Raw genomic sequence first — 697 nt, forward strand, 5'->3', positions numbered from 1 at the left:
ACTTTTGATATTTATTAATAGATTTATAAAGAATTTTTAAGGCTATTTTATAGCCTTTAAAGAAAGGATAAATTTATGAAAAAATCAAAGTTTTTATTACTTGGATCAGTATCTTCACTAGCAGCAATTCCTTTTGTAGCAGCTAAGTGTGGCGATACTAAAGATGAAGAAAAGAAACCTGCTGGAATGCCAGGAGAAGGCCAAAAAGATCCTAAATCTCCAGCAGAAGGTGGAATGACAGGCGACAAGGATAAAGCTGAAAAAGACAAAAGCAGAAACTGGAAAATCTGACAAAGATAAAGATAATAAAGACAAAGCAGAAACTGGAAAATCTGACAAAGATAAAGATAATAAAGACAAAGCAGAAACTGGAAAATCTGACAAAGATAAAGATAATAAAGACAAAAATACAGTAATTGACTTGTCAAAAATTAACACAAACTTAGGATATTTTCCAAAAAATATAAAAACTAGAGCAGTTAGCCAAAAAGATATAAAAGTTAAAATTGTTAATATTTTAAATGGCCGGCAAGATTTTAGTTTAGCCGTAGACTATGAAAATCACAAAGCAAAAGTGACACTAGCAGATGGTCAAGAAATCACTTTTACATTCACAGATGAGCGTGAAAGAATGGCAAATGATACTAGCGCTACTGGTGCAGATATAGGAGAAAGAAATACAGCTCTAACCCGACCT

At 32.1% G+C, this 697-nt stretch carries 1 protein-coding gene and 1 pseudogene; both read left to right on the plus strand.

Annotated features, from left to right (window positions below):
* Positions 1 to 75: 75 nt before the first annotated feature.
* Positions 76 to 300 carry a variable surface lipoprotein gene (locus MAGB_RS04295; protein ID WP_036433440.1) on the plus strand — a complete coding sequence of 75 codons (225 nt, stop codon included), beginning with the start codon at positions 76 to 78 and terminating at the stop codon, positions 298 to 300.
* Positions 230 to 697 (plus strand): annotated as a pseudogene (locus MAGB_RS04075) (hypothetical protein); the annotation flags it as partial. The gene MAGB_RS04295 and the pseudogene MAGB_RS04075, both read left to right, overlap by 71 nt.

Origin of the sequence: Mycoplasmopsis agalactiae 14628 (genome assembly GCF_000266865.1) — a bacterium.
Classification (GTDB): domain Bacteria; phylum Bacillota_I; class Bacilli_A; order Mycoplasmatales; family Metamycoplasmataceae; genus Mycoplasmopsis; species Mycoplasmopsis agalactiae_A.